The following is an 8,973-nucleotide window of genomic DNA, read 5'->3' as shown; positions in this document are numbered from 1 at the left end:
GCGACGACGGTTCCTTCGATTTACGAGGTGCCGCTGAACTTTGCGCAGGAAGGGCTGGACGGGCTGATTCTCAAGTACCTGCACAAGGAAGCTCCCGAAGCGGACTTAAGCAAGTGGAAGGATCTCGTTGATCGGTGCTACCACCCGAAGGATGAAGTCTCGATTGCAATTGTGGGCAAGTATGTGGAGTACGAGGACAGCTACAAATCGCTGAAAGAGGCGCTGACACATGGGGCTCTCGCGCACAATCTGAAGTTAAATGTGACCTGGATTGAGGCTGAGGGGCTGGAATCAAAGACGCCGGAAGACACGAGTTACGAATCGCAACTGGAGGGGTTCGACGGAATCCTGGTACCGGGTGGATTTGGGAAGCGCGGCATCGAGGGGATGCTGAACGCGATCAAATATGCGCGCGAAAAGAAGATTCCCTACTTCGGCATTTGCCTTGGCATGCAGACGGCTTGCATTGAATTTGCGCGAAACGTATGTGGCCTGAAGGATGCGAATTCGAGTGAGTTTGATCCGGCTGCGCAGCATCGGGTGATCTACAAACTGCGCGAGTTACTGGGCGTGGAAGAGATGGGCGGAACCATGCGGTTGGGCGCTTGGACCTGCGTAATTCAGCCGGAGACGTTGGCGTATCGCGTATATGGGACCACGGAAATCAGTGAACGGCACCGGCATCGTTACGAGTTTAATCGCGAGTATGAAGCTCTGTTGACGGGCGGCGGATTGCAGATCAGCGGATCGACGCCGGACTCGACCTATGTTGAGATCGTTGAGATTCCGGAGCATCCCTACTTCATCGGCTGCCAGTTTCATCCGGAGTTCAAGTCGAAGCCGCTGGAGCCACATCCGCTGTTCCGCGAGTTTATTGCGGCTAGTTACAAAAACCGGCAAGTTCGCAAGGGCGAAGGAACATTGGTTGAGGCCGCGAACATCAATCAGCAGCTAACTGCTTAGCCTCAAAACTCAGTGCTGTCATATGCGCTCATGACAGTCGTCACACAGCCATGTGACGAAGCTGAATTGCGCTTGACAGTCGTTTTCGCACGGACCTACTGTTGCTGCGTTTTTGGCAAAATCCCCGCAAGGGGCTGAGTCACAGGCAAGGGAGGGTTCGCATGACGGCACACTTTGAACTTCAGCCTTCAGAAAAGGAACTTCAGCGGCTGGCGGACCAGTGCTGGCAGGAGGCTCCCAACCGGGAACGGCATCTGGAAGAAGAGGCGTTCGAGGCCGGAGAGGCAATCCGGCATGGCGACTACTCGCTGGCCAACCTAGAAGCGATCGTGCGCTGGAAGTCGGAACGACTGGTGCAGTACGTAATCGCCAATAGCAACACTAGTATCCGCCGGGCGCTGGAAGTAGCGGCGGCCCCGGAGAGCTCGACTGCCGAGGCGGTGAGCGCGTTGCTGGCCCTGCGCGGCGTGGACATCTCGCTGGCCACGTCGATCCTCGCGACGATCTATCCAGAGCGGTACATCGAGCTGGAGATGGGCGACTTGGAAGCACTGGGCCAGATGCGGCAGGACGTACGGTTTTACGAGGAGTACCTGTCGTTTTGCCAGCGGCTTGTGGAGCGCGGGATCGTGAAGCCGCAGTTCGATCTGCCCGGTCCGACACCATTGCACGCGTTGGATCGGGCGCTGGTGCAGTGGTCACGCAATCGGATGCTGTAGACGAGATGTGACACGCCGAAGAGCAGGTTCCTGCTTTCCTACCCAAGCCGCAAAATGCGCGACGTGGATGGGCACCCGGCGTTAAGGTCCGGCACTCGCGGAGGACGTGGAATGCCGCCGCAGCGGATCGTCGCGATAGAATCGGCTTCGATGAGTCACTCCTTCGAAATTGGACCTGTTCGCGTGGGCGAGGGGCAGCTGTTTCTGATTGCGGGACCGTGCGTCATTGAGTCCGAAACCCACGTGCGTCGGATGGCGGAAGCCATTCAGCGGATTACGAGCGACTTGGGCATTCCCTACATTTTCAAGGCGAGTTACGACAAGGCGAACCGGACGAGCGTGAAGAGCTTTCGGGGGCCGGGGCTGGTGGAAGGCACGAAGATCCTGGGGCGGCTGGCGAAGGACACGGGATTGCCGGTGTTGACCGATGTGCACGAGCCGTCGCACTGCGAAGTGGCGGCTGAGGCCGTGGACGTGCTGCAGATTCCGGCGTTTCTCTGCCGGCAGACGGACTTGTTGGTCGCGGCGGGGAAAACCGGGCGGGCGATCAATATCAAGAAGGGCCAGTTCGTGGCGCCGTGGGACATGACGCATCCGGTGGAGAAGGTGCGGTCGACCGGCAATGAGCGCGTCTTCCTCACGGAGCGCGGAGCCAGCTTCGGCTACAACACGCTGGTGGTGGACTATCGTTCGCTGCCAGTGATGCGAGCATTGGCGCCTGTGGTGTTTGATGGCACACACTCAGTGCAGCAACCTTCAGCGGCAAACGGGGTGAGCGGCGGTCAGCCTGAGTTCATTCCGCTGCTGGCGCGAGCGGCGGTGGCGGCAGGTGTAGACGGAATCTTCCTCGAAGTGCATGACGACCCGGCGCATGCAAAGTCGGATGGGGCGAATGCGCTGCGGCTGGATCTGCTGAAGCCGCTACTGGAGAGCCTGCTGGCGATTAGCAGTGCTTGTAGCTTGTAGCTCGCTTGTTGAATCATCCGGCGGGATATTCGATTGCGCGAAGTTATTCCCCGGAGCAGAATATTGCATCAGCAGCGTAGTTGAGACATGCACTGGACTCGTTTGATCCTCGTGGTGGTTGGCGCGGGCATCGTGACTTCGATGACCGACTGGTTCTTCGCGGGAGATTGGATTCATCGCCGCTGGACGTATCCGGAGATCTGGCGAAAAGGATCGGAGAACAGGGCCATCGCGGTATCGAGCGCGCTTCCATTTGTGACGTGCGGCGCGTTTGTCTACATGGCGGCGTGGCTGGGCGTGACCTCGCTCGGCGGCGCACTCAAGCTTGCTATGTTGGTCTGGATTGCCGGACCGCTGCCGCTGATTCTTACCAATGCGGCGTTTATCAAGCTGCATCGCGTGTTTGTGATGTGCTACTCAGCCGGGTGGCTGGTGAAGTTGTGCATCGCGGCGGTTGCGGCAAACCTGGCTCTGCGCTGAATTTTCCAGCACAGAGCCCCTCGCACAGTCTCCTTAGACAAGATTTGCCCCAGTGACACGGCGACGCCATTGGGGTGTTTTAAAAGTTGAAAGTTAGGTTTGCTGTGAGGGCGCGCGGGGTCACGTAATGTGTGCCGCTGAACGTCGAGAGAAAGTTATACAGCGCGAACTTGTTGGTGAAATTAATGGCTGTCAAGTTGAGGTTCGTCTTGAAACGATCGGCATGGAAGATATTGTCTTTGCCCACCGTCGCATCGAAGAGGCTGCGCGGCGCAATCCGCGGTGGGTTTTTGTCGTCGTTCTCGGTTCCGGGCGCGGGGATGCGAACCAGCGACGAGGTGTACTGGGTCGGCAAGCACGAACTAAAGCCGGACGTAGGCGTGGCCTTTACGCCATTGCAGGTAAGGCCGGCCTGGGCCTGCTGGTCGAAGGTGAGGCCGCTCAGGTCGACTGGTGTTGTATTGTCGGTAGCGAATGGCACCGAACCGGCCACCAGACCAGAATCATAGCGCCAGTTGAAGCCACCCCAGATGCCTTGCATGAAGCTGCCTTTGGGAATCTGGTAGTTGAGGTGGGTCGTTTCGTTGAACTTCTCGTCGTGGTCTATGCGGAAGGGCTGGCCGCCTGTCTGTGGCGTAGCTCCGGCTCCGGCCGCCTGTGGCGGAAAGAAGCGGGCGGCCACGGACGACATCTCAACATATGCGCTGAAGTTATGGTATTCGGGCACTTGCACATTGATCGCATAGCCCGGGATCTTCGAATTATGCCAGTCGATAGGAAAGGTGATGGGGGTATTTCCCAGCACGCTAAAGTCGAAGGCGTTGTGGGTGTACTTCCAGATGTACTCGCCGCTAACGACGATCCGTTTGCTCACCGCCTGCTGGAAACCGGCATGGAACTCGTTGCGGTAGCCGGGCTGCAGCGTTCCGGATGAACCCGGGGCGCAGGCCAGCAAAGGAGACAGCACCGCATTCGAGCATCCCTCGCTGGAAAGTATGAGGTTCTCGTTGAAGGGAGTCTCGAGGGTACGTGCGTAAGAGACGCGGAGCACGGTCGCGGACGGTTTGATGTTATAGGCGATACCGACGCGGGGTTGTGTCTGGTTGGCATCCGTGAGGCCGTTGTACACATCCTCGCGCAGGCCCAGGTTGAAGAGCCAGCTGCCGGCTTTGATCTGGTCTTCGGCGTAGAGAGCCAGTTCCTTGACGTCGGTGTGGCCTGAGAACAGGTAATTACTGCCACCGCGGGTCAGGTCGTAGGGTGCGAGTACAGGGAGATAGTTCGGATTCGCTCCGATGGTGCAATCAGAGGGATTGGCGAAGCCCGGCAACGGGTTGCCGTTGGCGTCCACACAAGGAGCGCTGAAGGCATAGGCCGATTCGACGATGCCCAGACGATCGTTTTCGTTCAGGAAGGTCTGCCCATACTGCGCGCCGATCTTGATGGTTTGGATTCCCTTGGAATACGAGAAGTCCGAGTGAACCGCGGCGTTCGTGAGGGTGCGGCTCTGGCTAATCGAGGCGGTTTGCAGATTCGGAGGTCCAAGGTCGGCCAGTGGGTTGTTGCTGGGATAGTAGTTATAGTTGTCGCGCCGGACAAAAGCCCCCAAGTTGAATACTGAGTTGTTGCCAATGACGCGCGTGTAGGTTGGCGAGATATTGAAGGTCCCAATCTGCGAGCGCTGGTCGGTGTTGCCCACGTTTCCGTACACCGGGTTGGCGCTGGTACCTCCGCTAACCACATTCTGCACGTTCAGGTTATCGAATGAGTTAGGCGTCTGGAACCAGGACCGGCTGTAGTTGAAGTCCACGTGGATCGAGTCGACTGCAGTAAAGGAATAATCCACGCGGTCGAAGACGTTCTCCAGATTGCCCTTCGCATGGAAGACCGTAAACTCCGGGGGATCGAGGAAGCGTCCCGTATTCAAACCGTCGACTTCCACAAAGTTGCCCCAATTCTTTCCACCGTAAGAGAGGTCAAAGCCTGCTGAGGCGGAGCCGAAACTTCCGTACGAGGAGGTCACGCTTCCGGTGGGCCTGGTCACCCCCTGGCCTGAACGCGTGGTGGCGACGATTACCAGACTGGTCTTGCCGCCGTATTCTGCTGGCGGGGCGCCGGAGATGACCTGGATGGACTGAATCGAGTTGGACGGAAGCTGGTTGGAGAAGACCTTGCTCTGCTGGTCCGTGATGGACTGGCCATCCACGGAGAACGAGTTCGATGCGTGGTCACCCAGGCCGTGAAACAATCCGTTGGAATCTGCCGCCACTCCCGGCGTTGTAAGCGTGACAAGAGAGCTGAGGGTTGACGATTGGCTCTCCAGCGGTACTTTTATGAAGAGGTCGCGATCCACGTCCGTGTGGAACGTGGGGTCGGTCTCAACCAGATCGCCCGAAGCTTCCACGGTTACCGTTGAATCCGCAGCACCAACTTGCAGAACGAGCTTCATCGTCGTGCCCACTGAGGATCGAAGAGCCATACTCTGACTGAGCGGGGCAAACCCGGGAGCCGAAACACTGAGTTGGTAGTTGTTGAAAGGAATATTTTCAATTTCGAATTGGCCGGTTGCGTCCGTGGTTACGGTGCGGTCCAAGCCACTGACAGCGTTGGTGAGGCGCACAGTCGCACCCGGAACCACGGCGCCTGATGGGTCGGTGACGGTGCCGCGAACAGAGCCGGCATTGCCGCCCTGGGCGGCGTGAGCGACGATGGTGGTCGCAATCAAAAGGGCCGCGAGTGGAAGTATGCGAAGAAAATTGCTGCAGATGGACCGCATAAAAATTAGCCTCCGATGTTGACTGAATGGGGGTAAGGCCGTGGAAATTACGCACGGCGCCGGTCAGTAGAACGGCGGCATCGTTGTGAGTGGGGTCGAGGCCAAATGCTTTTCGAGCCCGTATGCGGACTACGAGTCCGGATGCGTGCTATATGAGCGTGAAGATCGGGCCTGGACGCGACGTCAGAACGACGCCGGGGAGACTTGCGGAGGGGGACGAATGAAAAGCTGCGGGTGCCAGATCGTTCCCAGGGGACGAAGGGCAACAACTGGAGCCACGGCCTCAATTTGAACCAGCACGATGACCGCTGCGGCAGCCGCGGCCGGAGCCGGCGCATGGTGCAGAACGACGCAAAGAGCGCAGTGGTCAGCGTCGGTATCGACGGAGTGAACGTGCCCTACCTGGATTACCGTGATGAGCGCAAGCAGCGCCAGGCACACCAAGACAACTGCCGCATAGGCTCTGGGCCTCGCGCGGCGGTCGCTACGCATCCATGTGTGAAGTCCAGTCAAACTTAAGCTTCCTTGTAAGAGGGGGCCTGCAACAAGAATACATGTGATTTGATGCAGCAGGCCACCGGATGTCACCGGGTAAAAAGCATCCGAAGTAACTGAGCGCAAACCAGAGGCCGGCGCGACCGTCTAAACTGTTGGGCAATGAGGCATTTCAGCCACATGTGGCGGATAGCGACACTTGCGCTTGCGGCATTGATACTGGCGGCGGCGGGGTTTGCGCAGAGTCAGCAGAGCAAGCAGGACAACCGGACCACCCTGAAGCCGGATGCACCCGGCTTGGCACACAACCATCGCCTTATTCTGAAAGACGGCAGCTACCAGATCGTGCGCCAGTACCAGGTGGTGGGCGACCGCGTGCGCTATATGTCGCTGGAGCGGGGAGGCGACTGGGAAGAGTTGCCGTACGACCTGGTGGACTGGGATGCAACGCGCAAGTGGGAGCAGACCCACACCGGCCCGTACGAGAGCTCTGAGGGAGCCTCGCCTGGAATGAAAGAAGCCGAGGAGATCGATAAGGAAGAGGCGGCGGCAAGGGACGATATGAAGGCCCGAATGCCCGAAGTTGCGAAGGGGCTGGAGCTTCCCGATCAGGACGGCGTATTTGTTCTGGATACCTACCAGGGGACGCCCGAGTTGGTGGAACTGGTGCCGTCTGATCTCAATCTGAATCAGAAGAACCGGAAGGGGCTGGCGACGCTGAATCCGCTGGCCGGCGAAAAGGCTACGGTCGAACTGACGGGGGCACATGCCAAGGTACATCTGCATGTCAACGATCCCGCGATCTATCTCTCGCTTGAGGGGAACGACGAAGTGCAGGAGGTTTTGTCACATGCTATGACGGTGCCCACAGGCGGCGCGAAAGAGATGGCGCACAGGAAGCATGGGGCACATTCGCCGAGTTCGGGATTTGCGATCGTCAAAGTGGACGAGCGGCGTGAGGTGAGGATTATCGGCGCAGTTCACGTGAGCGCGACGGGCAAGGTCACGCAGGATGAGGACGTGATTCCGACCAAGGCAGAAGTGATGCCGGGCAAGCACTGGTTGAAGCTGACGCCGGAGGGCACGCTGACCATTGGCGAATACGCACTGGTGGAGATTCTGTCACCATCGGACATCAGCCAGTCCGTGTGGGATTTTCGCGTGGATCCGCGAACCGGCGATAACCCGGCTTCGCTGGGGCCGATTCTCAAGTGATCGGAGCGAGATGTATAAAATGGGTGTATAGCGTTGCGTTACGGTATACAATAAACCTCAGATGATACGGTCCTTCCGTCATAAAGGAGTGGAGAAATTCTTTCTTTCGGGTTCCAAGGCCGGAATTCAGCCCAGTCATGCCAGCAAGCTCGGTGATCAACTTACCGTTTTGAATGTCGCGACGCGACCGGAGCAGATGAACATTCCAGGTTGGAAGTTCCATGCACTGAAGGGAGAACTCGCTGGGTATTGGGCAGTGAGTGTAAGTGGAAACTGGAGATTGACGTTTGCGTTTGATGAAGAAGATGTGGTTTTCGTGGACTATCAGGATTATCACTGAAGGAGGTTAAGCGATGCAGATGCATAATCCATCCCATCCCGGAAAAGTCCTCGCATACTATCTGCAGGGCAGATCAGTGACGGAGGTTGCGCGGCATCTGAGGGTCACCCGACCTGCGCTCTCGCGGGTTCTAAATGGCAAGGCCGGCATCTCGGCCGACATGGCGTTGCGAATATCGGAGGCTTTTGGCACGGACGCTAGTTTTTGGCTGCGTCTTCAGGCACAGCGCGATCTCTGGATCGCTTCAAAGAAGAAGCGTGCCAAAGTCAAGCCACTCGACGAAATTGCGGCGGCCTAAGGCAATTGGGATTTATGGCGCTCCGCGGCGGGCGAGTTTTATGCGGCGCTGCTCCCACTCTTCGCTCGAAAAGATGCGCGGGCCAACTTCGATGAGGCGAGGCATCATGTTGAATACGGCGACGCGGCTCCAGGGCCGGCCTTCGCGGGTTCGAAAGCCCTTCTCGTTGAGATCGCTGACGATGGCCGAATAAGAAAAATCCTGCGCCAGAAGATCCATCATGAGGAGAAGGACCTGGTTTTCGTGGGGATCGACTTCGAGTCGCTTGCAGTCTTCAGAGATGCGCAAGCCGTAGGGAATGGCTTCGCTGAACGCGCCATCGGGCGGAGTTTCGGAGTCGGGAAGCTCGCGCCGCCACTCGATTGATACCATCTGCCACCCACCAGCGGTACGCTGGCTGATCACATCCGAACTAAAGGGCTCGGACACCACATCACGAATACGCTCGAAATAGGCCATGGGAAGCCTCCAAAGACACCACAATGAGAAGGTCTGTGGCAATTCGGGGACCAGAACGGCACGGCAAATTTCTGGCCGTAAGATATTCAAACTCGAACCATTTATCAGGAACCATGGTCTTTTGAGCGGCTGACCACTCTGGCCGTTTTTGCAACTCTCTGTCCGGTAATGGACAAGGCCGATGCGCAGCGTGGCCTTTATAGTTAGCGGTTTTTTGAGTGTATCGCGGGACGAGTTGTGAATCCGCTTTACAGGACGCGCA

The 8,973-nt window shown here is 57.9% G+C and carries 10 protein-coding genes; 7 read left to right on the top strand and 3 right to left on the bottom strand.

What is annotated here, in order from left to right:
* The 4 genes from WA354_RS06985 to WA354_RS06970 form a co-directional block, all read left to right on the top strand.
* Positions 1–963, top strand: a 963-nt coding sequence (locus WA354_RS06985; RefSeq protein ID WP_472812282.1) for a CTP synthase, incomplete at its 5' end; no start/stop codon positions are given.
* 161 nt (positions 964–1,124) lie between these two features.
* A complete protein-coding gene (locus WA354_RS06980; protein WP_472812281.1) occupies positions 1,125–1,682 on the top strand; it encodes a hypothetical protein in 558 nt (185 codons plus the stop codon).
* A 150-nt stretch (positions 1,683–1,832) separates the two neighbouring features.
* Positions 1,833–2,648, top strand: a complete 816-nt coding sequence (gene kdsA, locus WA354_RS06975) for a 3-deoxy-8-phosphooctulonate synthase (protein ID WP_472812283.1) — start codon at positions 1,833–1,835, stop codon at positions 2,646–2,648.
* 87 nt (positions 2,649–2,735) lie between these two features.
* Entirely contained in the window at positions 2,736–3,128 is a 393-nt protein-coding gene (locus WA354_RS06970; RefSeq protein ID WP_472812280.1) for a hypothetical protein, read from the top strand.
* Between the two features lie 79 nt (positions 3,129–3,207).
* On the opposite strand, the gene WA354_RS06965 is transcribed toward WA354_RS06970, so the two are convergent.
* Together WA354_RS06965 and WA354_RS06960 are read right to left on the bottom strand one after the other, a co-directional pair.
* Entirely contained in the window at positions 3,208–5,904 is a 2,697-nt protein-coding gene (locus WA354_RS06965; RefSeq protein ID WP_472812279.1) for a TonB-dependent receptor, read from the bottom strand.
* A gap of 183 nt (positions 5,905–6,087) precedes the next feature.
* Positions 6,088–6,396, bottom strand: coding sequence for a hypothetical protein (locus WA354_RS06960; protein ID WP_472812278.1), 309 nt, complete (start codon positions 6,394–6,396; stop codon positions 6,088–6,090).
* A gap of 183 nt (positions 6,397–6,579) precedes the next feature.
* On the opposite strand from WA354_RS06960, the gene WA354_RS06955 reads away from it, so the two are divergent.
* The 3 genes from WA354_RS06955 to WA354_RS06945 all read left to right on the top strand — a co-directional run bounded on the left by WA354_RS06955 (position 6,580) and on the right by WA354_RS06945 (position 8,252).
* Positions 6,580–7,614 (top strand): hypothetical protein, encoded by a 1,035-nt coding sequence (locus WA354_RS06955; RefSeq protein ID WP_472812277.1) that lies wholly within the window; start codon positions 6,580–6,582, stop codon positions 7,612–7,614.
* A gap of 61 nt (positions 7,615–7,675) precedes the next feature.
* Entirely contained in the window at positions 7,676–7,954 is a 279-nt protein-coding gene (locus WA354_RS06950; RefSeq protein ID WP_472812276.1) for a type II toxin-antitoxin system RelE/ParE family toxin, read from the top strand.
* A 19-nt stretch (positions 7,955–7,973) separates the two neighbouring features.
* The gene (locus tag WA354_RS06945) at positions 7,974–8,252 is read left to right on the top strand and encodes a HigA family addiction module antitoxin (RefSeq protein WP_472812275.1); all 279 of its coding nucleotides are present in this window, start codon (positions 7,974–7,976) and stop codon (positions 8,250–8,252) included.
* 12 nt (positions 8,253–8,264) lie between these two features.
* Here the strand turns inward: WA354_RS06945 and WA354_RS06940 are convergent, their stop codons facing one another.
* Positions 8,265–8,711 (bottom strand): recombinase family protein, encoded by a 447-nt coding sequence (locus WA354_RS06940; protein WP_472812274.1) that lies wholly within the window; start codon positions 8,709–8,711, stop codon positions 8,265–8,267.
* Positions 8,712–8,973: the final 262 nt, after the last annotated feature.

The organism is Occallatibacter sp., assembly GCF_049802275.1.
Lineage (GTDB): Bacteria > Acidobacteriota > Terriglobia > Terriglobales > Acidobacteriaceae > Telmatobacter.
Note: the sequence above shows the minus strand (reverse complement) of the source record. Positions and strands in the feature narration are given on the sequence as shown.